A 24,625-nucleotide genomic window follows, 5' to 3' on the forward strand; every position below is an offset into this window, starting at 1 on the left:
ACATTCGTGGCGGGATGACGTGGGGAAGGTTTTAAAGGTTTGGCTTCGAAAGGAGTTTGATCATGGCGTTGGTAGGAAGGCGAGACGGGCGCAATTTTGGGTATGGCCGGCAACTGAGTTATGCAGGGCCACAGGCGTTGAAAGATCTGTTTGGCGGCGGGCATTACGGTACCGTCAAGGCACACAGTGATCGGTGGCAGGCGTTTGTACGCTGGTGTTGGTCGGAGGATGGGCCGGGGTTTAACGATGCACGAAAAATTGATCGACAGACCTTGCTGGACTACGCCGGGCATCTGCGGCAGCAAGTCGAACAAGGAGCTATCGGCATCGCCACCGCGCAAAACCGATTGTCCAGCGTGAACCGAACCATGGCCGCGCTTCGCGGTGATCAGTATGTGAAGGTACCGAGTCCGAGCAAGGCGTTGGGAATGCGGCGCACCAGTGTTCGGCTTTCAGTGCCACAAGGCCAAGACCGCGAACACGTGAAGCGGATCGTCGACGTGCTCTGCGAACACCAAATGCCTCGCGCCGCGGCCATCGCTCAGTTGGCGCGAGCCACCGGCATGCGCTTGCGCGAGACCATTTTGGCCGACCTTCCACGTCTAAAACGTGAAGCCGAACAATTCGGCAAGGTCAACATCCAAGATGGCACCAAAGGGGGCCGCTCCGGTGCGTCGGCACCTCGCTGGATCTGGGTGGATGATCATATTCGCGACGCACTGAGGTTTGCCGAACAGGTCTCGCCCAACGGTAGCCGCAACCTGCTTGCACCAAACGAAAACTACCTCGATTTTCAGCAGGGAATCATCCGCCCAGCACGGGAGATGCTTCATAAGCACAACCTCAAAGGCTTCCACGAATTACGGGCCGCCTACGCATGCGAACGCTACGAGCAGATCACCGAGCACCTAGCCCCCATCAACGGTGGCAGGTGCAGGCGCCTCGATCCACGCCTTGATCAAGAGGCACGATTACAAATCAGCTACGAGCTGGGGCACGGCCGAATCGACGTGGTATCGGCTTACATTGGTGGTCGAGCATGAGAACATCATTCGATATGGAGCTATTCCTAGCGGGCGTTCTGACCGGGTCGCACACCACGCGCCAACGCCATATTCATCAGGCAAAGACCATCCAAACAGCAATTGCTGAGCGCTGGCAACGGGACAATCCATGGACTTGGCAGCGGAAGCATCTCGCCTGGTTTTTAAATCAGCAGATGAACCAGCGCTCTGAATCAACACGCTATTACTACCAGTTGACCGTAAACTTACTGATTCTTCGCTTGGGAAAGTCATGGCAGCTCTAAATCCTAAGCGATCAAACATCACATGAATACCACAAGCTGAATACGCAATAACTTTGAAATCATGAAGCCTACCACCAAAAGAGGCCTACTTCACAATAGAAGCAGGCACTAATAGAAAGCCAAAAATTATCAGCCCACAGCAAAGGCTTGTTTAAAATCAATACCCTCAGCATCCAAACCATATTTTTTAAACTTGTACTGCATGTATGCCGACATCTCATCTTCATGCGTAGAAATGATTATCTGCCTATCGGAAAACTCGTTTCTCAACAAGTCAACAAATCCAGCAACATTAATATCATCCAGCGTTTGAACGGGATCGTCAATTAACATAATTGCATTTTTTGCGTATCTCTTATTTAACGCCAACGTAAATGAAAGCACTAACGAAGACAGCTGACCAGAACTCATGGAAAATATTACGTCATGCAATTTTTTAGGATTCTCCCGAAATGATAGGTTTTTACCATCAGTTTCAATAAAGATACCAAGCCCACTTTGAAAGTTCTGCAAAAGCCGACCAGAATATATATGAAACAGAACTTCAATCCCTTTGGCAATAGACGCCACATAAGAATTCAAATTTTCACTATAAATGTCTTTAAGCTTCCCTAGAGCCTTATCTAGATAGACTGCCTTCTTGTAGATATCCTCGGCCGCGCTCAATGACTTTTCCTTCTCCTTGATCTCGCCATAGATACTTCTAGTATAGGCCGCCTTAACATAAGAAATTTTTCTATCAATCGATTCCACATCGACAGTTAAAGCGACTCTATCATCTTCCAAAAATACCTGCTCAAAAATCTCTTGAAAATCATCACCAATAGTATCATGATCGACAAATCGATATAATTCACTAACAGCAGCAGCAAGCCTATTGATTTGCAAAGACTCTTGCAAATCAAAGCTTAGACAACAAAAAGGTCTTACATCAATCCCATAAGATATGTATGACTGTGTAAGCTTATTCAAATACGAAACCTGCTCTTCGCGCAGCTCCGTGAGCTTCTTCTTATAATCTATCGACTCTTTCTGAGTAGTCGAATATTCGCTTATAGCTGTGCGAATAGGCCCTAAAATTTGCCGCTCAAATACCTCTATCTTTTGTTTAAGAGTTTTTCCATTAGCTTCAACAAGTATCTCTAGAGCTAGCCTTTGCGTTTCAAAGTGACCCAGCAATTTTTCGTGCGACTTCCAATCGTAGCCACATGCAGGACAGTGAGCATCATTATGATCTATATGCTCAGAAGAGTACTTTTCAACAAATAAATCTCGAGCTGCCTTCAACTCATTATAGGCAAGTTCGACCGCGTTAGAGCTATCTAGGATCAACTTAATTTCAGTAATGGCGAGCGAAAAATCACTGTAACTCAAATCAAAGCCAAACCTGTCAAACAGGTCAGCGTTAAACTGCAGATCTTTCTTCAACGATGAAGGAAGCCCATGTTCAAATTTTCGTAGAAAATCCACACCGAAATTATAGAGAGCCACATCATTCTTATACACCGCTATTGAATCCAAGCGGCTACCGAACCTCAGCAGACTCTCAAGCGCCTCCTGCTTAGGTTTCAGCGCCTTATCGACCTTTAAGTTGTATCTATAATTTACGAAATTATCCACGCCTTCAATAAATTTTCTGAGCCTATTCAAAGGCCCTTCCGCACCTAACCAAGCAGCTATAATTGAAGAATTGACAACTATATCTTCCAGGTCCCATGGTTGCTGAGTAACAAAAATTAATTTTTGATAAACTTCATTTTGGCTTTCAGCCCCGCCGTTAAGAGATTGCCGCAACTGCTGCAACTCCGTTCTTCGGGAATCTAAATTAGCTTTTTTTGCAGGGGTCTTAAGACTAGCAATCAATTCCTTCGCGCGATCAATTTTATCGATTCTTACTCTATAATCTCCCACATCAAACAGATGATCAATTCTCTGTTGCTTAGTCGATGCCTTGCTTTTTAGAATAGCCGTATTATCTTCCTGCTCGATATAATGAAAAAGCTTGAAATCCCTTAGATATCCAACTCCAAGCACTCCATTCAAAAAGGACTCTTCGTGATCAATTAGCTTTCCCTCCCCATCCATACTAGATAATTCATAAAGTTTAAATAGATTTAATCCAAGCCCCTTGCCTTTATCCAGTTTATCCTTATTCGCACTTCTCTTTAAATAGAACAACCCTTTACTTGTCTCAATTTCAGCTACAATTGAAACTTCAGCTCCAGCAACCGCTTGATCGTGGACTATTGGACTTCCAAAGGCCATCGAACGCTTATCAACTGCGGAGTTCTCTAGATCATTATAACGTCCAATATTTCCGGTCAAAAGGAACTCAACAGCATCAAAAAAAGAGGTCTTCCCGAATCCATTAGGACCATCCAAAATCGCTAAATTACAGGAAGAAATCTCAAATCGATAATCCGAGAAAGCTTTGAAGTTTTTCAGAACCAGCTTATTAATATTTAACTTCATAACTAGCCTCAGCAATTTTTTCAACCAAGTCATTCAATATAGATTCAGGGCTAACGGACCCATCAAATTTTATATTAAGGATACTGGACTCGATGAATGACAAAAGTTCAGGTTGTTTTGTGCCCTTGATTTTCTCGTTATGCCGAACATAAAGCCCCTGAATATCCGCCGCCTCGCCTTCTCCAATATCTACGAAGCCCAATTTAATGACAATCCTATAAATCAACTCTTCCCAAGTCCCGCTCCTCAAAAGAGTCTTATAGCTAGAAAAAACTTCAGGATTATTTACCGAGTTAAAAATAAAATCTGCAATATTACTCTCGCCAACTTTTTCACTGAGGCTAAGCATCTCACCCGAGGTATAATAGAGAACGTGTTTCTTGAAGAAAAACAAATCTTCTTCTGCGGCATGAACCTCAGAAATAACTTTCTCGTTGATTTCCTGGACAGACCAAATACAGATAAGATTCGTATTTTTCTCAACCGCTGGATTCCGATACAACTTCCGGCATGTATCTAGCCACAAATGCTGACTCTCAATCACAGTTTGAGGAGAGGATTCCACAACCAGCCAATAGGCCTCTTTATTTGCATCGTCGGGTACAAAGAGGCTAAACCCATCAGCCAGCTTTTCCGAGTATTGGTGCCTAAAAAACAGTTCACTCAAAAAACCTTTCATTTCTTAATCCCGCTTGGCAAATTAGCAATAGATACCAACGCTACATCTTTAAACTTATTAAACTTCTTATGATCTTGAAGCCCACCACCTCGAGCCCCAACATTTACGACTGAAAATATAGAATCTGCATCTATATCGGTAGTTATTAAAGTGCCACTTTCGTAGAGAAATTCCACGTCATGCTTTATTGCATTATCGACAATTTTCTTACAAACAGCGCCAGTACTTTGCTTCCCCTGATGGATCGCTGTTGGATAAAAGCTGCCACCTGATAACTCCCAATAAAAGCTAGCGCTCCGTCCCCCACCATCAAACTCCGACTCGATTAAATCGTCAAAAATTTTAAATAACCCAAACTGAAAGTCATCAGAGCTTAGCGTCTCATCCTTATATTCTGCCAAAGAATTGAACCTGCCTTTTTTACTAGGGAGAGTTGAACGCATGAATATTTTGAGCCTCCCTATATCAAATTTATTAATTCGAGCAACGCATCTACCCAATTTATATAAATCTTCATCTTCCAGTTCGTTCTCCTCGCAAAACTCGATATAGTAATTACCAATATCTTTAAGGATTACGGAAAAGAAATAGCTTTCGCACAGTATGGCGGAGGTTAGTTCGGTAGATAGCACATCTAAAAAAATCGAGAAACTAATTTTTTCTCTACTTGCAACCTGACGCTGAACTGCTCCGTCAGTAAGTTGAATCTCAGCGTGCATGGAAATTATTTTACTTACAACAATATCTTCCAGCAGATTTCGAGACCACTGCAAATACTCAGATGAAATTTTATACCCAGAGCTTGGATCATACTTACTATAGAAATCCCCTATAAGCTTTTCTAGCAGCGAATCAACTTCAGATAACCCACAATAGTTTTCCGCACCGGCTCCTTTATTGTAACTATAAAAAGCAACTGGCGAGTAAATAACGAGAAAATCATCAGGGACGACTACGTTCTTGGAAGAGTGGAATAGAACCTTACTTCCCGGGTATCCTTTGGACTTTTCTAATTGATCTTTTATTGCGCCAGCGTAAGCGGAAAAATCATCACTCTTATATGCTTTAACTTGATGCATCGATTGACATACGCCATCTAGCAAAATGGCAAAATCATCGATACTATCAAGTTGCAGTGTGAACTTTTTGCTATCGGCCGCATTTTCCAACATTAGAGCAAGGCAATAATATAGCGCAATTTTTCCTTGATATATATACCCACCCCAAGTAGCAACTGCGGTATGAGGTAACTTTTCTTCAATTTCATTTTTCGCCATGATTCCAAACCTTTAGCTGAAGATTAAAATATCTTCCGCTCTAAATGGGCATTTCTATCACACTCTGACCTTTGCGACTGGCCAAAATGAAATAAGGAGTACTTCATAAACCGTAAAGATCACTGCGCATGCTTATACTGGAGATTTTATATATAACCGGCATAGCGAGGCTTACATGTAAAATAAGGCGCGATATCTGAGTGGCCAGGGGATGTCCAAAGCTGGCGCGGGTGTTGGTATTTGATACTGACATCAGCTAACCACCCAAGTCTGCGTGTTAGCTCGATCAATTAGAGCGTTGGATAGGACTATTTTTCTACGGCTTTCCATGGCCAGGCTCCTAGGCGAATCGTTGACAGCGCAATGCCACTATTGACGCTAACGCGTAGCTGGTGATTCGTAAAGGACCTAGGAAGACTAGAAGCACTTTGGTGTTGAAAAATGCTAAGGGAACGGTGATTTCCTTCTCGCTGGGGGCATAGGATCTGGCGTACCAAGCAAGGGAATCTCAGATGCCACGCGCACAAATCAGTTGTGAGCGGACAAGGATCGATTTGACGTGTGTCGACGTTGGCAGTTGAACATGAGCAAACGATTCAATAGGTACCTGGCCCTGCTAGCGGCTACTACAGAGGGCTAATACCAAACCAGAACGGGCGCAGGCCAGGTAGAGATTTCTATGTCAGCTCCAAAAAAGGACAGGCGAGAGACTAGGATGTGCAGATCCCAGACCACACTCAGGGTACTCCATGAGATAGAGCCCCACAGACTCAAAAAAAATCCCCGATAAATCAATAAGTCACTTCTTGGTTCGACTCCTGGTGCCGCACCATACAAAACAAAGCCCTCATAGAAATACGAGGGCTTTGTTGTTTCCAGGGTTTTAATTTTCAGGACGCGGCAGGGTCGATCAATCGAACTCTGTCGACACCGAAAGATGCTCCCACGCATCAATTTCCGCCTGAAGGTACACAATTTTTTCGCGCACCAGCCTCACCGCATCCTTACCCAGCAACAGATGAACCGGCGGCTTTTCAGCCGCGACCTCAGTCAACAACGCCTGCGCCGCCTTATGCGGATCGCCAGCCTGCTTGCCACTCTTTTCTTCCCGCGCCTTGCGGACCGGATCGAACACCGCGTCGTACTCACCCAACGTGCGACCCGAACGGATCATCGAGCGCCCTGCCCATTCAGTACGAAACGAGCCCGGCGCCATGGCAGTCACGTGGATGCCCAGGCTTTCAACTTCTTTGGCCAGCGCTTCACTGACGCCTTCGAGGGCGAATTTACTGGCGCTGTAGTAGGCGATGCCCGGCAAGGTGATGAAGCCGGCCATGGAGGTGATGTTGACGATATGCCCGCTGCGCCGCTCACGCATGCCCGGCAGTACCGCCTTGATCATTGCCACCGCGCCAAACACATTGACGTCGAACTGGCGCTGCATTTCAGTCAGGGGTGACTCTTCGAGAATGCCTTCATGACCATAACCGGCGTTGTTCACCAGCACGTCGATCCGACCCACCTCGCCGAGGATGTTGGCAACCAGCGGCTCAATCGCCGGAAAATCGGTGACGTCGAGCACGAACGCTTTGGCGCGATGAGCGTCCAGCGCTTCGAACGCAGCACGCTCGGACTCGCGCCGCACCGTGCCCACCACCGTGTGCCCCGCCGCCAGCGCTGCTTGCGAAAAAGCCAGGCCGAAGCCTGAGCTGACCCCGGTAATCAGGAAAACCTTGTGAGTGTGGGTGTTCATGGTGCGCTCTCCAATGAAAACGCCGTCGACATTGATCGACGGCGCTGCGGCCAGGTCAGCTCAGGTCTTAGTGACCCGCACTCTGCCCACCATCGACGTGCAGGATTTCGCCGGTGACAAAGTTGGCGCTGTCCAGATACACAACCGCCTGCGCAATATCGCTGATCTCGCCCATGTGCCCGACCGGGTGCAAATTCCCCAGCGCTTCATGAGTTTCCTCGCCATGCATCGGGGTTTTGATGATGCCTGGGGAAACCGCGTTCACCCGAATCCCGCGCTTGGCGTACTCGATGGCCAGGGATTTGGTCGCAGCGTTCAGGCCGCCTTTGGTCAGCGACGCCAGTACCGACGGCACACCGTCGATGGCGTGGTCTGTCAGGCTGGTGGTGATGTTGACGACGTGGCCGCTGCCTTGTTTTTCCATCTCGGTGATCGCGAGTTGGGTGATGTAGAAGAAGCCATTCAGGTTCACCGACAGCACCGCGGCATAGTCTTCCTGGGTGTAAGCGGTGAACGGTTTGGCGACGAAGATCCCTGCGTTGTTGACCAGGGTGTCGATGCGGCCGAAACGGGCGATGGCTTCACGGATCACTTGTTGCGCGACCGCCGGGTCGCCGATGTCGCCCGCCACGGTGAGGATGTCCGGGTCGGTGGACGGTTTGATCGAACGTGAAGTGGCAACCACCTTGTAATCCAGATCACGGAAAGCCTTGACCATGCCTGCGCCGAGACCTTGGGAAGCGCCAGTAATAACGATGACTTTTTTCGAATTGCTCATGATGAACCTCTACTAATAAATAATGGTTTGAAAAAGTAAGTAATCAGGCTTCGGCAGAGGCGCTCGCCATTTGTCTCAGCATCTGTTCGTAGTACTCGACCGACTGCGAACCGGACACCAGATGACGACCGTTGAGGATCATCGCCGGGACTGAATTGATGCCGCGCTGCCGGTAAAACTCTTCAAGCTCTCGCACTTCCTTGGCGAACGCTCCGGACGCCAACACCTCTTGAGCCGCCGCCGCATCCAGTCCCGCTTCAGCGGCCAAACGAACCAGCGTCTGGCGATCACTCGGGTTCTGGCCTTCGCTGAAGTAACCGCGCAACAGGATCTTCTTCAGCTCGATCTGCTGCCCTTCCTGCACTGCCCACAGCAGCAAGCGGTGAGCATCAAACGTGTTGTAGAAGTGGCTGCGTTTTTCCAGATCGAACGTGAAGCCGATGGCCTTACCGCGAGCGATCTGCATCGCCTTGCCGGCGGCGACGTCCTCGGCGGTCCGTCCATATTTGCGCATCAAATGCTCGACCGCTTTCTCGCCTTCTGCCGGCATGTCCGGGTTCAATTCGAAAGGCTTGTAGGTCAGCTCGACCGAGACTTCACCGGCCACGTTCTTGATCGCATGCTCCAGCGCGGTCGCACCCAACGCGCACCACGGGCACACCACGTCGGAGATGAAATCGATTGAAACGGACGCGGTCATGACTTCCCCTCCGCCTCAGCCAGTTGCTTGCGGTACTGGGTGGTGGTGATGCCGGCGTAGCCCCAGTTATCGGTGTCGACTTCTTCGATCACGATGTGGGTCAGGTGCGGATCCTTGTTGAGGACGCGCTGCAGGGTTTCAGTGATTTCGGCGATCACCTGAGCTTTCTGCTCCGAGGTAACGCCATCGCGGGTGATGCGAACGCTGACGAAGGGCATGAGGAAGATCTCCAGTGACCTGCTCATCGGGATGATGGGTAGGTGTTGGAGCTCAATGTAGGAGGTTGGCTGGAGGGGATAAAGATGGGGGCGGGAACATCATTAGTTACTTGGTGTAATGGGTGCTGTGCTCTCTTTTCGTTATCAAACGACTGTGAGAAAGCATTCCTTCCCCGCTCAAAAACCCCCAAAAACATCGATCAACCTGGCTTCAGACCGGACTCAAGACATTATGCTAAATTATGGCTGGCCAATAATTATGGCGTATCCATAAAAAGAGGTAATCGCATGAGCAGCATTTTTCAGCGTCCTGAATTGGCCGAAGAAATGGCAAACCAGCTTCTCAATCCGGGTGTTCTCGATGAAGGTTTGCGCTCAGGTCTATTTTTATCCGGCCTGCGTAGGACCGGTAAAACGACATTCCTGAGGAGCGACCTCATCCCTGCGCTGGAAGAAGCGGGTGCGCTGGTCATTTACGTCGACCTATGGAGTGACACGCTGGCCAATCCAGCGACACTGGTGCATGACGCCATCCGTAAAACCCTGCAGGAACTCCAAACACCGGGCTCCGGTTTGCTCAAAACGCTAAAGCGTGTCAGCGGTGCTGATGTAGGCGCTGCAGGATTCAAGTTTGGTTTCAAACTCGACAGCATCGGAAACTCAGGTGGGCCAACGCTGGCGCAGGCGTTGACAGAGGTTGTTGATCAGGCGAAAACCGACTTGGTGCTGATCATCGACGAAGTGCAGCACGCCATCTCTTCCGACGACGGTAATCAGCTGCTTCTGGCACTCAAAGCTGCTCGTGATGCGATCAATCCTCGACCAGATACACCGGGTTACTTTCTGTTTATTGGAACGGGATCGCACAGGGCGCAAGTAAGCGAACTGACGGCAAAGAGGAACCAGGCGTTTTCTGGTGCAACATCGACAGCGTATCCGGTCCTGAAAGGGGATTACGTCGACTACTTGCTTAACCGACTCGCTGCGACAGTGAAGAAAGAAAAACTACCTTCACTCGAAGTCGCCATCGAAGCATTCAATACCTTGGGGAACCGGCCTGAGGAAATGCTCAAAGCCTTACGACAGCTTATGCTGCAAGAAGGTGATCCCGATCTTTTCCTGCCTGTTATTGCCAGCACTTTGCGCTCGGCGGCGGCCAGCATCGAACTAGAAAAAGTGCAGCTGTTAGGCAGTCTGGCGCAAGCTATTTTCAACAAAATCGCATCAACGGACGGCGATGCCCGAGGTATTTTTTCCATCGATGCTGCAGCCGAGTATTCGAAGACCGTGGGGCGTGAGGTTCGCGTTGAAGAGATTCAGCCGGTGGTGATTGCGCTGGTTGCCGAGAACATCATCATGCGGCGGGGGCATGGAATTTATGCGATTACGGACCAGTTTGTTCAGGAGATTTGGTTGGAGGAGCGAGCGTTGATTGAAGCTAGCTAGCGATCTCAACGCTGTTGCCGTTGCTTGTCGAGCAATCAATTTCACACCGACGCCACCACCTAGCCACGATTGCGCATCCGTCCCTCCTCAAGCTACCTTCAAGTTGTCGCTGCCAATTCAGCGACCGGGCCTGAGAACTCGAATTCGATGTAGGAACCAATCGGAGTTCTCCTTAATGTATGCCCGCAATCCACTCAAAATTTCCGCTGCTGCTACACCGGGTCGCGCCCACCACCGCCCAAAAACCGGAGGTGCCCAATGACCAACCCTCAAGATCTCAAAACCATCGGCCTCACCCACTTCTCCTTCCACGCCAACGAACCTCTGTTGCGCATCAACGCCGGCGTCCCGGTGATCCAAGCCCTCTCTCACGCCTCCGACCTGCTCCACGTCGCCAAGCTGCTCGCATCAGATGCGGCCATGGTTCGCGACACCGACCGGCATGCCTGGGCGTCTCATTATTTGCAGGATATGAGTAAGGCGATCATTGATGATGTGGTGACGGTGCTCGAAGCACCGTGTAACAACCGAGCCAGTAACGACGTTCCGTGACCTAAATAGCACGTATGAAAAAGCCCCAAATCAATCGCAATGCTGTTCAGTTTAGGGAATTGTAGGAGCGAGCTTGCTCGCGATGGACTTAAGAGCGCCGCGTTTAGCCAATAAACACGCGTTATCGTTAACGACCATCGCGAGCAAGCTCGCTCCTACAGTGGGCGACATTCGCTTAACTGAACGGCATTGCAAATCAATCGGGGCTTTTTGCGTGTCGGCTACTACGGCTTAGCCTGCGTAATGCCTGAATTCATTGCTGTCACGGATGAGCAACTGCATCAGTTTCGGATGGATAAAAAGCTTCTCCTTGCCCACCTGAATCTCCTCCAAAACTCCAATAGCCACGAGCTCTTTCAAGTGACGAGACGCAGCCTGGCGCTGAGCAATTTTTTTCTCGACGACGTTGCTGATACGGCAGTAGGGCTGCTCGAAAATGACATCGACCAGTTCACGCGTGTAGGTTTTCGGAAGTTGTTCACGCACAAACTGAGTGGTGTGTTCGGACAATGCACGAATGGCCGCAATCTTTTCTGTCGTCCAACGAGCGGTCTCTTCTACAGCACTTAGCATGAACAACAGCCACGGCTCCCAGGCTTGTTTAGTCGTGACCTCCAGCAAGAGTCGGTAATAATCGGCTCGGTAGGCAATGATGTAGCGACTGAGGTAGAGGATAGGCAGGTTCAACAGGCCTTCCTGGATCAAAAACAATGTATTGATGACCCGTCCGGTGCGGCCGTTACCATCGATAAAAGGATGGATCGCCTCAAATTGATAATGCCCGACGGCCATACGAACGAGAGGATCGAGATCGGTTTCGTTGTGCAGAAATCGTTCCCAGTTGGCGAGGAGGTTACGCAAGTGCTCTTCCCCTTCGGGCGGGGTGTAGATGACTTCACCGGTGCGGTCATTTGCCAACTGTGTGCCTGGTGTGCGGCGGATATCTAACTTCACGCCCTTTAGGGTGCGGCAGATTTCTACAGCCGTGTTGGTCGACAGCGGTCGTTGGGCCAGGGATTGGAAGCCTTGATTCAGCGCCGTCCGATAACGCAACGCTTCCTTGGTCGCCGGGTCCGCATGGTTTTCAGTGTCTTGGGCATGCTGGAACAACAAATCCGTGGTAGTGACGATACTTTCTATTTCCGAACTGTCTTTCGCTTCCAGCAGGGGAATTGTATTGATCAGGACTGTCTGATTCGGAATTAACTCTGCGGCCTGCTTCAACTCGGCCAACGCGGTACGTGCTTCAATGCATTTTTTGAGGACTGCACGCGTTTCCAGCTCGATTCCTGGCGGTAGCAGCGGCAGTTGGTTGTATGGCCTGTCAGCCTGCCATGGCAGCAGCGGTTCGGTCATGGATGCGATCCTGGTCATTTTGTATGTTTTTTGAGCAGAGATAGGCTTTACTCATGTCGCCAGTGTAGACATGAGGCCTTAACGTGTCGCAATTTTTCACTTTTTGCGACACGTCTTGGGTACATGTCGCAGCGGACGACATGATGGCGACACGTGTCGCTGAAATAGGATTTTAGCGACATGAGCCTTGTCGCGAGGGAGGTTGTTCTCGCTTGAGCGCATAACACGCACAAAAATTGGGGATCGCCGTGAGATTTTTGGGGCCGCTGCGCAGCCCAGCGCGAGCAAGCTCGCTCGCCACAGGGGGATGCGCTCAGGCGACGTCCACGGTTTCCACAGTGATCTGCTTGAGCGCATAAAACGGCGCAAGCACTGCTTCATCCGCCGCGGCACCCGTAATCAACCGCCACTCCCGCTCAATCGGCGTCCAATGCTGTTGCCGCGCACGGCCGAGTTTGTCGGTGTCGGCAAGGACGACGATTTGTGCAGCCCGTTTGATGATGCATTCCTTGAGATACGCCTGTTGCGCACTCGCTTCGCACAAGCCAAATTCCGCGACCACGCCATCCGCGCCGAGGAAGGCTTTGTCGACGCTTAATCGGCTCAATGTCAGCTCAGCCAACGGCCCCAATGTGCTCATGCTCGAACCGCGCAGGTCGCCGCCGATCAAGGTCAGGCGGATGCCTGGCGCATTGGCCAGGGTCATCACGGCCAGCAGGTTATTGGTCACCACATGCACGTCTTGTCGCGAGCACAGATGATGGGCCAGCGCGGCGCACGTGGTGCCGCCGTCGAGCAGCACGGTATCGCCGTCCTGGACGTGAGCTGCTGCCGCCTGGGCGATGGCATCTTTCTGTTCCCACTGGCTGGTCTTGCGTTCTTCGAGGGAGGCTTCCGGTTCATGGACGCCCACCACGGCGGTCGCGCCGCCATAGGTGCGCACCAGGTGGCGCTGTTTGGCGAGCATGGTCAGGTCGCGCCGTACCGTGGCTTCCGAAACCCCGAGCGCCGCGCTCAATTGCTCGACGTTGGCATCGCCAATGCGTACGAGATCGAGGATGGCGCGGTGGCGTTCGGAGGCTTTCATGGCGGGTCTCGTTGTGTGGACGGTGGTCGATCTTACACGACAGCGCCCGTGCGCCTCATCCCCGTCGCGTGGCAAGCTCCGCACCCTGGCGCAGAGCTTCGAGCAGGCTGCGCTCATCGGCAATGCCCTTGCCGGCGATATCGAAGGCGGTGCCGTGGTCGACCGAGGTGCGAATCACGTCCAGGCCAACGGTGACGTTCACGCCCGCTTCCAGACCGAGCACTTTGACCGGGCCGTGGCCCTGGTCGTGATACATCGCCACGACCAGATCGAAGTCGCCGCGTCCGGCACGGAAGAACAGCGTGTCAGCGGGCAGTGGCCCGGTGACGTCGAGGCCACGCTCCTGCAACAGCTTCACGGCAGGAATGATTTTTTCTTCCTCTTCGCCATAACCAAACAAACCGTTTTCGCCGGCATGCGGGTTGATCCCGCATACGCCGATTCGCGGTTTGGCGATGCCGGCCTTGATCAGCGTCGCGTTGCCGCGCTCGATGGTGCGCTGGACCAGGCCCGGCTCGATCTTGCGGATCGCGTCGATGATGCCGATGTGGGTCGTGACGTGAATCACCCGCAATTGCGGCGCCACCAACATCATCGACACTTCGTCGACGTTGGTCAGGTGCGCGAGCATTTCGGTATGGCCGGGGTATTTGTGGCCGCCGGCGTGCAGCGCTTCCTTGTTCAGTGGCGCGGTGCAAATGGCATCAATCTGGCTGGCCTCGGCGAGTTGCACAGCGCGGGCGATGTATTGATAAGCGGCGTCACCGGCGATAGGCGACAGCTCGCCAAACGGCAGGTCGTCGGGGATCAGGTCGAGGTCGATGCAGTCGATGATGCCGGCCTCGTACAGCGCCTCCGAGGCGTCCTTGATACGGCGTACTTTGGCGCTGCCGCCGATGATGACATTGGCCTGCTCCAGACGGCGTGCGTCGCCGATTACCAGCGGCCGGCATTGTTGATAGACGACATCGTGAGTCAGGCTCTTGACGATGATTTCCGGCCCGACACCCGAGGCGTCGCCCATGGTGATGCCGATGATGGGGAGGTAGTTGCTCATAGTGTTCATTCGAGTCCTTGGATTCGTGTGCGTTGGGGCGAAGAGCGATCGGCGCTGTCGCTCAGGTGTTGCCATGCCGCATACAAGGCGTGATCGGTGCCGAACGCGCCGGCCTTGGTCACAATGCCGGGACGATGCCCTTGCCGGGAAACGCTCGGGCGCGCGAAGGCGACGCCGGCTTCGATTTCTGTCAGCAATTGCAGACTGTCGATGCCGACGGTGGTCAAGATCGCCCGCGCCGTTTCGCCGCCCGTGGCGATCAGGCCGCCGACCTTGGCGAAGTGCGGTTCTACCAGCATGGCCAGCCTGCTTGAAAGTTGCGCGCCCTCCTGGGGATCGAACGCTACATCGCGGCCGATGCGCAGCAGAAGGTCACTCCAGCCATCCAGTTGCTCGCCGATGCGCGCCTGCCAGAGTGCCCAATCGCTATGGGTTGTGCCTTGGCGCAGGACCTCGGGCGGGACCACCAATTCGCTGACTCCGCCACGCTCTTTGAGCAACGCGCACTGACGCTCGCAGACGCCGGAAAGACTGCCCACGAGGATCAAAATCGGCGCCTGACTCTTTTCGATGTCATCGGGTTCAACGACAGCGAACGGTGCTTTGGAGAAATCAGGAAGACGGGCAATTTCCCGAGCGAGGCCACCCGAACCGACCCAGAACAGCGGTTGATCCATCGACGCGGTCAGGCGCGCGAGGGTCAGTAGATCGTCTTCGGTTTGCGCATCGACGATCAGCGCCTGTATGCCGCTGCGAGCAACCTCGGCAATGTGCAGCGACAGCGCTTTTTCATTGCCACGTAAAGTGTCGAGTTCCAGCTTCGCGGTGCGAAGGCCAGCGTCAACCAGCATCGCTTCGACGTCGGCCGGACGATCAATGTTTTCAAGTTTCCAGGTATCAGTGGATTCCAACGGCTGACCGTCCACGAACACCCGACCACCCCGCAACGTCCGCCCAGTGGCGGGGAATGCCGGGGCGACGACGGCCAGGCCTGCCAACGGTTGCAGGGCAGCAACTTCCGCTGCCCAGTTACCGCGCAACGTCGAATCGATTTTCTTGTACAGACGCTGCCCGGGTTGGCGTAGCGCCTTGAACGCAGCGACGGTGCGCTCGGCGGCCTGCGCCGATGAGAAGCGCCGTGTGTCCGTATCGGCGGCAATCACCTGGGCGTCTGCCTTGTCGTTCAACGGATCAAGCGTGACCACCGTTTGCAGCCCCACGCTCGCGAAGCCGATGGCGCAATCCGCCGCGCCGGATAGATCGTCCGCGATGATCAGAATCCTCATCGCAAGGCCTCCTGCGTTTGCGGTTCGAGCGCAGTCTCAGGTAGGACGACGGGATTACGCTGCTGCACTCGTTTGGCGACGGCGGCGGTAAGCAGCGGCGCGAGGATTGCTGTGACCACGACGCAAGCCGCCACCAGAATGGTCGCGCTCTTCGCCGCTTCTGCGTACACCGGATTAGCCGCCGCGATCAGCGCAGGAACAGCGGCAGCATTCCCCGCGGTGGTGGCTGCAGCAACGCCGGCGACGCCAGTGCCACCGGTCAAACGATCAGCGAAGAACAGCGGAATGCCGGTCAACACCACAACCGCAACCCCCATGCCGAGACCCAACAAACCGGCTTGCCAAACATTGTGCAGGTCCAGGCTTGCACCGAGTGCAAGGGCGAAGAACGGGATCATCACCGGAACTGCCTTGGCTAGAAAATCGCGCATGTCACGATCCAGATTGCCCAGCAGCATACCGAGTGCCAGCGGCAGGATGCTGCCTACCAGCGTTGGCCAAGGGAATGCCGACAGGCCAGCGATACCCAAGGTGACCATGGTCAGAAAGGGGCCGGATTCCAGGGACATGACCGAATACGCGCCCACATCTTCGGAGCGACCGTACTGCCCCATCAACGCCATATACAAGCCGCCGTTGGTGTCGTTCATAGCGGCGACGATGGCCAGTGTCGAGATACCGGCAAAGAGCCCTGACGAAACGGGCTGCTCACCCAGGAAGTGCCCGAGCACAATCCCGATGAGAACGGCGATGCCGACCTTTGTCGCCAGCAACGTTCCGCCCTTTTTGAGCAGATACGGCGTGGACTTGATGTTGATGCTCGCGCCCATGCAGACGTAGAACACCGCGAGAATGGGTAACGCCCCGGTGAACAGCGCATTGGTGAATGAACCGAAAAACTTTGGTGTGTCGGGCAGGAAGGTTGCCACCAGCGAACCAATCAACAGGGGCACGATCATCATGCCGCCCGGTATGCGTTCAATGGTGCGCTTGATAGGAATTTGGGCCACGAGGGTCTCCTTTTATAATTGTTTGGTAAGACGTGTATACCTCGAAATTGATTGAATCGATCACCTGATGATTGACTCAGTCAAATTTATCTTAGGGTATCGTCGTTAATTGCGCAAACCAATCATTAAAATGATCGTTTTGATCATTTTTTGGAGGAGAACGGGGCTGTGATGCTCGACACGAATTGCCCTGTGGCGCAGGCTAGAGCCTTGCAGCGCCCACAAAAAACCCCGAACCAGTCGGGGCTTGTGTTTCAGAGGCGCTACTTGAACAGTTCGGAATGACTTCCGAGATCAACAAATGTGATCAGATCGGAACGCGTATGCTCATAAATCATCAAGAAGTCACCACCTATATGACACTCTCGAAAACCAGTCCAATCACCCGATAGCGCATGATCCAAATACTCCGGTGGCAACTGCTCTCCCAGAAACAACATGACCATTACTTGCCGAACTTCATTCATGTCACGGCGCCCGGCACGCTTGTAACGTTCCCACGACTTCTTGAATTCCGACGTTTGTGCGCACTGCGCGGGCAACTCAGCGCGCTTTTGTTTTTTCTCCTGTTTCGCCATCAGAGCCCCTCAGCATGTCGTCTATCGAGTCGAACCGCTGGCGAATATCTCGTGCTTGCATCATGGCGCGGGCCGTTTTTTCCGAAGGGACGCGTACTTCAAACGGGAGGCCCTGAGTCGCTACGACCTGACGAAGAAAAAGACGCATGGCATCACTGATACTCAGACCGCATGCGTTCAGGACTTCAGTAGCGCGCGCCTTCAAATCCTCGTCAATGCGGCAACGCACGTCTGTAGTTTTCAGCAATGCACCCATGGTTATAACCTCTTCGATTTTTGTAGCTACATTAGCGCTACCTCGAGCATTGTGGTTTAGCGGGTTTGTGGGGTCAACTTCAGCGTGATGGACGGCGCCAACGTTTGGGAAATTCACAATCAGCAGCTGGATTGCACGTCTGATATTTCAATCGTTTCAAAACGCGATGAATATCAGCCTGATCTCTTTCGTACGGGAGAAATGTCTCGGTCGAACGCAGGAAATAGCTGATGGCCTTGCTGACTGTCAGACCGCTTTCGCGAGCAGGCTCGCACACACTGAATCCCCATGAATACAAACCCATCGCCCATAAAAAAAGCGCCACCATCCCGGCAGCGCTTTTATCAATCCGATGTTTTTTTCTTCTTATCCTTCCATCACATCCCACAACGCGTCCAGCTCCGCCTCGCTGAAGAGACCAGCGGGGTAGCGCTCGATCATCGTCCGGCGCGGATCACTCTCTGTGATCTGACGCGTTCCTTTGGACTTCAACCAGTGCGCCAGGATCTGGAGCGATTCGCTGTTTACTGCCAGGGGATGCAACGCCCGCTCGCTCACTACATTCACTTCGGCGTTCATTTCCGCGCTCTCTCCTGGTTTGTGAGCGGCTAACTTATCCAAGGTTTATGACAGAACATCGAAGTTCTCCCCCTCCCTGTTTCACGCCATGACAGATACAAGAGCTGTGCCAATGTTTCTCATCTGTCGATAAGCAGATACAAAGAAGCCCGCAGTCCTGTAGGGCTGCGGGCTTGCTGTCTAAACGCCGGGGTTAAACCTGTGGCCGAGCGATTATGTAATCAACTCAAGCTGTTACAACCTCACTCACTGCTTGTGCGGCGCGGGCTGCTGTTGGGTAAGGCAGTGAATATTGCCGCCGCCCAGTAACAGTTCGCGCCCCGGCACCATCACCACTTCGTGCTGCGGGAACAACGCCTGCAGAATCTCTTTTGCCGGACCATCCAGCGGATCGTCGAAGCTCGGCGCAATGATGCCGCCGTTGACGATCAGAAAGTTCACGTAGGAGCCGGCCAGACGAACGGTAGGATTACGTTCCTGGGTGCCGTCCACCGGATCAACGCCCGCACATTCTTCTTCGGTCGCATACAGCGGCCCCGGGATCGGCATCTTGTGCACCGTGAAAGGGCGACCCTTGGCGTCGGTGCTGCTTTCCAGCACTTTCATCGCTGCCTGGCAACGCGGGTAGTTCGGGTCTTGCGGGTCGTCGGTCCAGGCCAACAGCACTTCACCCGGACGCACGTAGCAGCAGAAGTTATCCACATGGCCGTCGGTTTCGTCGTTGAACAAACCGTCCGGCAGCCAGATGATTTTATCCACAGCCAGATTCGCGCAGAGCATCGCTTCGATTTCCGTACGGTTCAGGTGCGGATTGCGATTGCGGTTGAGCAGGCATTCTTCGGTGGTGATCAGGGTGCCTTCGCCGTCAACGTGGATCGAACCGCCTTCGAGCACGAAGCCCTCGGTGCGGTAGCGCTGGCTGCGCTCGATCTCGAGGATCTTGCCGCCCACCTGCGAATCACGATTCCACGGTGAATACAGACCACCGTCGAAGCCGCCCCAAGCGTTGAAGGCCCAGTTCACACCACGGACTTCACCGCTGTTATTGATGATGAACGTAGGGCCGGTGTCGCGAACCCAGGCGTCATCACTGGACATTTCCACTACGCGAATATTCGGCACGTCGAGACGGGCACGGGCGTTTTCGTACTGGCCTGCGGAAACCGCGACCGTCACCGGTTCGAAACGCGCGATGGCCTTGGCCACCACCACGTGTGCGGCTTGCGCCGGTTTGCCGCCCAGGCGCCAGTTGTCCGGACGCTCAGGCCAGATCATCCAGGTTTGGGTGTGTGGCGCCCATTCGGCCGGCATGTAAAAGCCGTCGGCGCGGGGCGTGGTGTTTAAAGTGGTCATGACGATCAGGACTCCAGGGAACCGTCGAGGGTTTTGATAGCACCATACAGGTTCGGGCGGCGGTCACGGAAGGAGCCCCAGGCGCTACGGATGTGCTCCAGCTCATCGAGGTCGAAGCTGTGTACCAAAACGCCTTCTTCGGTTTTGTCGAGTTCCTGAACCTTCTCGCCGAACTGGTTGGCGATGAATGACGAGCCGTAGAAGGTAATGTCGTAGCCGTCCTGTTCTTCGTTGCCGATACGGTTGCTGGCGATCAACGGCATCAGGTTGGCACCGGCATGGCCTTGTTGTACGCGCTGCCAGTGGTCACGGGACGAAATGGTTTTGTCGTGAGGCTCGCTGCCGATCGCCGTCGGGTAGAACAGAATTTCCGCCCCTTGCAACGCCATGCTGCGGGCGCATTCCGGGAACCACTGGTCCCAGCAGATGCCGACACCGATTTTCGCGTAACGGGTGTTCCAGACCTTGAAGCCGGTATCGCCCGGGTTGAAGTAATACTTTTCGTGGTAGCCAGGGCCGTCCGGGATATGGCTTTTACGATAAATCCCGAGGTTGCTGCCATCGGCATCGATGATCGCGATGCTGTTGAAACGCGCGCGGCCAGCCAGTTCGTAGAAGCTGATCGGCAGAACGACTTGCAGTTCTTTGGCAACTTTCTGGAAATGCTTGATGGCGACGTTGTCTTCAACCGTCGTGGCCAGCTGCAGGTAATCCGGATTCGGTTTCTGACAGAAGTACGGGGCCTCGAACAGTTCCTGGATCAGGATGATCTGCGCGCCTTTGGCTGCAGCCTCACGGACCAGCTTTTCGGCGGTCTCGATGTTGGCTTCAAGGTCCCAGGAACAGGCCATCTGGGTGGCGGCAACGGTAACGATACGGCTCATGAATCATCTCCGGGAAGTGCTGAGGGTCGAGTGTGGCATCGACCGATGACAGAAATGGGAAGCACCGGGCGTGGTTGATCACGCCGTGGGCAATGACGACTTTATAACCGATAAATATCGGCTTTTAAAGCGACAAATATTCCACTTGTCTAAATTTATGCACTTAAACCAGATAATAATCGACATTTGTGATGACGCTTTCGCGGGCAAGCCTCGCTCCTACAGGTCGGGGGGTGTACGCAATGATGCGAACGACGCAAATCCGTAGGAGCGAGGCTTGCCCGCGAAGGCGATTTCAAATTTTACAAACCTTCATCCAACACCTTCGCCAACATGTCGACGAAGAAATCCACGCTGCGGCGCGAGGTGACCATCGGCGGTTTGATCTTGAGGACGTTCAGGTAATCGCCGGTTGGCTGCATGAAGATTCCCAATTCGCGCAGACGATCGCACAGCGCCGCAGTTTCTTCAGTCGCTGGCTCCAGGGTTTCGCGGTTGCGGATCAACTCGACACCCAGATAGAAGCCCGAACCATGCACCGCGCCCACCAGTGGATGAATATCGATCAGCGCTTCAAGACGCTCCTTGAAATAGCCGCCCACGACCTGGGCGTTCTCCCACAGTTTTTCTTCTTCCATCACCTCCAGCACCGCCATGCCGATCTGGCAACTGACCGGACTGCCGCCGGCCGACGAAAAGAAATAGCCCTCCGCCTCCAGCGCTTCGGCGATTTCCCGGCGCGTGATCACCGCGCCCAGCGGCTGACCGTTGCCCATACCCTTGGCCATAGTGATGATGTCCGGCACCACGCCCTGCTCTTCAAAGCCCCAGAAGAAATGGCCCATGCGGCCGTAACCGACCTGCACTTCGTCGGCGATACACACGCCGCCCTGGGCGCGAACCAGTGCATAGACCTGGTTCAAATACCCCGGTGGCAGCGAGATACCGCCAGCGTTGCCGTACACCGGCTCGCAAATGAAACCGGCCAGCTGGCGTCCTTGCGCGGCGATTTTCGCCAGGTTGTGCTCGACGCTGCGAACGTAATCCGGCGCACTGTCCGGGCCACGGAATTGGCCGCGATAGGTGTTCGGCGCAGTCACCGGATGCACCCAGTCGGGACGGCTGCTCAAGGCCTTGGGGTTATCCGCGATCGAGGTCGAGACCGCGTCCGCTCCCACCGTCCAGCCGTGATAGGCCTCCAGCACGCTGAGCATGTCGCGGCCGCCGCTGTAGGCCCACGCCAGACGAATGGCCAGGTCGTTGGCCTCGCTGCCACTGTTGACCAGGAACACGCGGTCCATGGTGTCCGGTGACAATTTCAGCAGGCGTTCGGAAAATTCGGCTACCGCTGCGTAGTTAAACCGCGAGTTGGTGTTGAGCAGCGACCATTGGCGGCTGGCGACAGCGGCCATGCGCGGATGACCGTGACCGAGCACCGCGACGTTGTTGAGCATGTCGAGGTAGGAGCGGCCCTGCATGTCGATCAAGTGATTGCGCCAGCCGCGTTCAATGCGCGGCGGGTCGACGTAATAGTGCTTCTGGGTTCGCGCAAAACTGGCGGCGCGGCGGGTCAGCAACGCCTGCGAATCAAGCTCTGCCTCAGCATCACAGGCCAGCCCGAGCAGCGCCGCTGGCGACGGGCACAACGCTTGCCAGGCCGCCGCGCGCGAAGGCATGCAAAACAGTGGTGCATCAAGCTGAGCGCCGCGCCACAACTGCACGATCAACGGCCCGCTCACCGAGCCCAGGACTTGGCCCTTCACCAAAGCTGCGCCGGTATGCAGCGACGGCGTCACGCCCCACAGGCGCACACTCAATTGTGGGCCATCCAGTTGCAACACGCCTGCCACTGGCTGGTGGACCACCCCGGCAAAGGGTGATTCCACCGCCGTACCGTGGGGCACTCGTAACTCGACGTGCAATGGGCAGGTGTCGGGCTCCGTGGCGGTGTCCGGGCGTGTGCGCGACAAACGGTATTGCCCATAACGACTGGCCGCCAGTTCATGGACGGCGGCGGCTTCGTTCAACAGACGCTGATCGATGCCCTCCTGCTCCCAGTTACCGGCCTCGAAATGTGCGCTGAGCACGCCCAAATCAATCAACGCGAACTCACGTCCCACCAGGCTCGGCAGCAGCGGCGCAAAGCCTTCGCCGTCAATGCTCGGCAGGCTCTGGCCGACAGATGTGAGGATCGCAGCCTCCATCAGCGCCAGTGGCACCGACGTCGCAACCCGGAAAATTTCCCACTCGTGGGTAAGGTTGTCGCGGCTGTATTCGTTGCCGGGATCGATACTCACCTGCTGTTCGCCGCTGAGCACCAACACCGCCGCACGGGCGACAATCAGCGGCCAGAGCGCCAGCAGCTCTGCATGCTGCAACGGGTTGACCGCGTGATACGCCTGGACCGCCGGCAAAATGCAGAACGGATCGCCATCGGCGTGATGCAACAAGGCCGCGCACGTCACCGACAGATCGGTGATGCGCCAGGTCCGGATCAGGTCGCCAAAATCAATCACGCCCTGCAATTGCCACTGCCGCTGCGAGTCCCGCTGCCAGACCACGTTATCGTCAGTGATGTCCATGTGAATGGCTTGCACCGGCAACTTATCCACCCATGGCTGCAAATGGCGCTCGGCCTGCTCGGCCGCTTTGGCGATCTGCCTGCGTTGCTGATCATCCTTGATGACCGGCAGCAAATGCTCGATCAATGCGTGGGCGTGCCGCGCGTCCCATTGCAGAGTGCGCTCGAGGCCCGGGTGGTCGAAACCGGCCAGCGCCAGGTCCATTTCGCCACAGAGCCGACCGAAGCCAGCCACTACCGAGCCCGGCAGATGATCAAGGTGTGTGAGCGATTGGCCTTCGATGTAATCGAGCAGGCGCACATGCACCGCTTGGCCGTCGACGTCCAGCGAGAGCAGGTCCGCACCGTTTTTGGCAGGGATCACTCGCGGCACGTGAACCTGGGGATGTGCGCCCAGATGCTTGAGCCCCGCGTGCTGCGCGTGTAACTCCAGCGCCGAGTAGTCACCCCGGCAGATTTTCAGGACAAAACGCCCCTGGTCACTGTCGACGCGGTAGTTCAGATCCTGCTGGCTGCCGAGCGCCTGCAACCTGCCGCTCAGCCCGTAATGTCCCTCCAGCAGCTCTAGTGCTTGCTCCGCAGACATTTGCGGGCTGGGCAAACTGGCGCGATGAATCAACGTGGCGAGCGGCATACAACGACCCCTGAAATTTTATTAGGCGCTTATATCGCCACTGCTTCGAACGATACGCAACCCCCCCTTCCAAGGTTGACGAACGAAACAAGGCAACCCCTGTCTTTAACTAGCAGTCGCACTGTCTGCTACTTTACGTAAGAATGTGCGCCATCAACGTCTAGCGCTGGAGAAACACCATGAATGTAGTCACCACCGATCTGCCCGGTGTTCTGATCATCGAACCCAAGGTGTTTGGTGACGCGCGTGGCTTCTTTTACGAGAGCTTCAATGCCAAGGCTTTCGCAGAAGCGACGGGCCTGGATACGAAATTCGTTCAGGACAACCATTCCCGCTCGCAAAAAGGTGTGTTGCGCGGGTTGCATTACCAAATGGAAAACACCCAGGGCAAACTGGTTCGCGTTACGGCCGGCGAAGTACTCGACGTGGCCGTCGACATTCGTCGTAGCTCGCCGCATTTCGGTAAATGGGTAGCTGTGCGTTTGTCAGCCGAGAACAATCGCCAGCTCTGGATCCCGGAAGGTTTTGCTCATGGTTTCGTGGTGCTGAGCGATTTCGCCGAGTTCCTGTATAAAACCACCGACTACTACACGCCGTCAGCCGAGCGCTGCATTCGGTGGAACGACCCGGACCTGGCCATCGACTGGCAACTGGACGAAGCACCGCAACTGTCCGGCAAGGATCAGGTTGGCGCGTTTTTCAAGGACGCCGAAGTCTTTTCCTGAATCATGGCGCGCAGACTGCGCCTGCAAGCCTAGGCATAATGCGTCTGTCCCCACA

Annotated in this window: 23 protein-coding genes; 5 read left to right on the top strand and 18 right to left on the bottom strand. The window is 54.1% G+C overall.

What is annotated here, in order from left to right:
* The first annotated feature begins 62 nt into the window (after positions 1–62).
* Both ACM6IR_RS18395 and ACM6IR_RS18400 read left to right on the top strand, forming a co-directional pair.
* Entirely contained in the window at positions 63–1,043 is a 981-nt protein-coding gene (locus tag ACM6IR_RS18395) for an integrase domain-containing protein (RefSeq protein ID WP_414909008.1), read from the top strand.
* Positions 1,040–1,309, top strand: coding sequence for a hypothetical protein (locus ACM6IR_RS18400; protein ID WP_414909009.1), 270 nt, complete (start codon positions 1,040–1,042; stop codon positions 1,307–1,309). The genes ACM6IR_RS18395 and ACM6IR_RS18400 overlap by 4 nt, the downstream gene beginning before the upstream one ends.
* 129 nt (positions 1,310–1,438) lie before the next feature.
* Here the strand turns inward: ACM6IR_RS18400 and ACM6IR_RS18405 are convergent, their stop codons facing one another.
* The 7 genes from ACM6IR_RS18405 to ACM6IR_RS18435 form a co-directional block, all read right to left on the bottom strand.
* Positions 1,439–3,781 carry an AAA family ATPase gene (locus tag ACM6IR_RS18405; RefSeq protein WP_414909010.1) on the bottom strand — a complete coding sequence of 781 codons (2,343 nt, stop codon included), beginning with the start codon at positions 3,779–3,781 and terminating at the stop codon, positions 1,439–1,441.
* Positions 3,765–4,460, bottom strand: a complete 696-nt coding sequence (locus ACM6IR_RS18410) for an ABC-three component system middle component 1 (protein ID WP_414909011.1) — start codon at positions 4,458–4,460, stop codon at positions 3,765–3,767. The genes ACM6IR_RS18405 and ACM6IR_RS18410 overlap by 17 nt, the downstream gene beginning before the upstream one ends.
* Positions 4,457–5,737, bottom strand: coding sequence for an ABC-three component system protein (locus tag ACM6IR_RS18415; protein ID WP_414909012.1), 1,281 nt, complete (start codon positions 5,735–5,737; stop codon positions 4,457–4,459). The genes ACM6IR_RS18410 and ACM6IR_RS18415 overlap by 4 nt, the downstream gene beginning before the upstream one ends.
* Before the next feature lie 910 nt (positions 5,738–6,647).
* On the bottom strand, positions 6,648–7,490 hold the full coding sequence (locus ACM6IR_RS18420) for an oxidoreductase (RefSeq protein WP_414909013.1): 843 nt from the start codon (positions 7,488–7,490) through the stop codon (positions 6,648–6,650).
* 67 nt (positions 7,491–7,557) lie between these two features.
* Positions 7,558–8,268 (bottom strand): SDR family NAD(P)-dependent oxidoreductase, encoded by a 711-nt coding sequence (locus ACM6IR_RS18425; protein WP_414909014.1) that lies wholly within the window; start codon positions 8,266–8,268, stop codon positions 7,558–7,560.
* A gap of 43 nt (positions 8,269–8,311) precedes the next feature.
* Positions 8,312–8,968: a DsbA family oxidoreductase gene (locus ACM6IR_RS18430; protein WP_414909015.1), complete on the bottom strand. Its 657-nt coding sequence runs from the start codon at positions 8,966–8,968 to the stop codon at positions 8,312–8,314.
* The gene (locus ACM6IR_RS18435; protein WP_008149366.1) at positions 8,965–9,186 is read right to left on the bottom strand and encodes a tautomerase family protein; all 222 of its coding nucleotides are present in this window, start codon (positions 9,184–9,186) and stop codon (positions 8,965–8,967) included. The genes ACM6IR_RS18430 and ACM6IR_RS18435 overlap by 4 nt, the downstream gene beginning before the upstream one ends.
* Positions 9,187–9,474: 288 nt before the next feature.
* Here ACM6IR_RS18435 and ACM6IR_RS18440 point away from each other — a divergent pair, with 288 nt between their 5' ends.
* Together ACM6IR_RS18440 and ACM6IR_RS18445 are read left to right on the top strand one after the other, a co-directional pair.
* Positions 9,475–10,632 carry an AAA family ATPase gene (locus ACM6IR_RS18440; protein ID WP_414909016.1) on the top strand — a complete coding sequence of 386 codons (1,158 nt, stop codon included), beginning with the start codon at positions 9,475–9,477 and terminating at the stop codon, positions 10,630–10,632.
* A 258-nt stretch (positions 10,633–10,890) separates the two neighbouring features.
* Positions 10,891–11,184: a DUF3077 domain-containing protein gene (locus ACM6IR_RS18445; protein ID WP_414909017.1), complete on the top strand. Its 294-nt coding sequence runs from the start codon at positions 10,891–10,893 to the stop codon at positions 11,182–11,184.
* A 231-nt stretch (positions 11,185–11,415) separates the two neighbouring features.
* On the opposite strand, the gene fic is transcribed toward ACM6IR_RS18445, so the two are convergent.
* The 11 genes from fic to ACM6IR_RS18500 all read right to left on the bottom strand — a co-directional run bounded on the left by fic (position 11,416) and on the right by ACM6IR_RS18500 (position 23,845).
* Positions 11,416–12,540, bottom strand: coding sequence for a protein adenylyltransferase Fic (gene fic, locus ACM6IR_RS18450; RefSeq protein WP_414909018.1), 1,125 nt, complete (start codon positions 12,538–12,540; stop codon positions 11,416–11,418).
* A 313-nt stretch (positions 12,541–12,853) separates the two neighbouring features.
* Entirely contained in the window at positions 12,854–13,627 is a 774-nt protein-coding gene (locus ACM6IR_RS18455; RefSeq protein ID WP_414909019.1) for a DeoR/GlpR family DNA-binding transcription regulator, read from the bottom strand.
* 55 nt (positions 13,628–13,682) lie between these two features.
* Positions 13,683–14,684 carry a 4-hydroxythreonine-4-phosphate dehydrogenase PdxA gene (pdxA, locus tag ACM6IR_RS18460; RefSeq protein WP_414909120.1) on the bottom strand — a complete coding sequence of 334 codons (1,002 nt, stop codon included), beginning with the start codon at positions 14,682–14,684 and terminating at the stop codon, positions 13,683–13,685.
* A gap of 5 nt (positions 14,685–14,689) precedes the next feature.
* On the bottom strand, positions 14,690–15,970 hold the full coding sequence (locus ACM6IR_RS18465; RefSeq protein WP_414909020.1) for a four-carbon acid sugar kinase family protein: 1,281 nt from the start codon (positions 15,968–15,970) through the stop codon (positions 14,690–14,692).
* Positions 15,967–16,980 carry a 2-keto-3-deoxygluconate permease gene (locus ACM6IR_RS18470; RefSeq protein WP_414909021.1) on the bottom strand — a complete coding sequence of 338 codons (1,014 nt, stop codon included), beginning with the start codon at positions 16,978–16,980 and terminating at the stop codon, positions 15,967–15,969. The genes ACM6IR_RS18465 and ACM6IR_RS18470 overlap by 4 nt, the downstream gene beginning before the upstream one ends.
* 263 nt (positions 16,981–17,243) lie before the next feature.
* Positions 17,244–17,558, bottom strand: a complete 315-nt coding sequence (locus tag ACM6IR_RS18475; protein WP_414909022.1) for a type II toxin-antitoxin system YafQ family toxin — start codon at positions 17,556–17,558, stop codon at positions 17,244–17,246.
* Entirely contained in the window at positions 17,524–17,814 is a 291-nt protein-coding gene (locus tag ACM6IR_RS18480; protein WP_414909023.1) for a type II toxin-antitoxin system RelB/DinJ family antitoxin, read from the bottom strand. The genes ACM6IR_RS18475 and ACM6IR_RS18480 overlap by 35 nt, the downstream gene beginning before the upstream one ends.
* 366 nt (positions 17,815–18,180) lie before the next feature.
* On the bottom strand, positions 18,181–18,393 hold the full coding sequence (locus tag ACM6IR_RS18485) for a hypothetical protein (protein WP_414909024.1): 213 nt from the start codon (positions 18,391–18,393) through the stop codon (positions 18,181–18,183).
* 246 nt (positions 18,394–18,639) lie between these two features.
* The gene (gene aguA, locus ACM6IR_RS18490) at positions 18,640–19,746 is read right to left on the bottom strand and encodes an agmatine deiminase (RefSeq protein ID WP_414909025.1); all 1,107 of its coding nucleotides are present in this window, start codon (positions 19,744–19,746) and stop codon (positions 18,640–18,642) included.
* Positions 19,747–19,751: 5 nt separating this feature from the next.
* Complete coding sequence (gene aguB, locus ACM6IR_RS18495; protein ID WP_414909026.1) at positions 19,752–20,630, bottom strand: N-carbamoylputrescine amidase; 879 nt, start codon at positions 20,628–20,630, stop codon at positions 19,752–19,754.
* Between the two features lie 302 nt (positions 20,631–20,932).
* Entirely contained in the window at positions 20,933–23,845 is a 2,913-nt protein-coding gene (locus tag ACM6IR_RS18500) for an aminotransferase (RefSeq protein ID WP_414909027.1), read from the bottom strand.
* A gap of 179 nt (positions 23,846–24,024) precedes the next feature.
* Here ACM6IR_RS18500 and rfbC point away from each other — a divergent pair, with 179 nt between their 5' ends.
* Positions 24,025–24,570, top strand: coding sequence for a dTDP-4-dehydrorhamnose 3,5-epimerase (gene rfbC, locus ACM6IR_RS18505; protein ID WP_414909028.1), 546 nt, complete (start codon positions 24,025–24,027; stop codon positions 24,568–24,570).
* The last annotated feature ends 55 nt before the right edge of the window (positions 24,571–24,625 follow it).

The sequence above is a fragment of the Pseudomonas sp. IT-P253 genome, from assembly GCF_949768125.1.
Classification (GTDB): Bacteria; Pseudomonadota; Gammaproteobacteria; order Pseudomonadales; family Pseudomonadaceae; genus Aquipseudomonas.